Source organism: Photorhabdus viridis (assembly GCF_040256935.1).
Lineage (GTDB): Bacteria > Pseudomonadota > Gammaproteobacteria > Enterobacterales > Enterobacteriaceae > Photorhabdus > Photorhabdus viridis.
Genome location: NZ_JBEJZY010000528.1, coordinates 1 through 223, shown reverse-complemented (window position 1 = coordinate 223; position 223 = coordinate 1). Strand labels below are relative to the sequence as shown.

General features: G+C 40.4%; 1 pseudogene. It reads right to left on the bottom strand.

The features are described from left to right. Nucleotides 1-223 (bottom strand): annotated as a pseudogene (locus ABR397_RS25680) (baseplate J/gp47 family protein); the annotation flags it as partial.

Below are 223 nucleotides of genomic sequence, written 5' to 3'. Positions count from 1 at the left end.
TTGAGCAATACTACCAATTGGAATAACTGTATTAACTAACCCAGTGCATGTTGCTGTTACCGTTGTTCCCGATGCTGGAATTCGATCTAAAAAATAAATTCGTCCGATAGCATCTTGAAAACGTCCGGTTGCATAATCCGGATTAATTTGATTGACGATAGCAAGTAACTGATCGTTCTTGTCAGCAATGATAGCCGCATCACTCATGGCTATTTGACCTTGC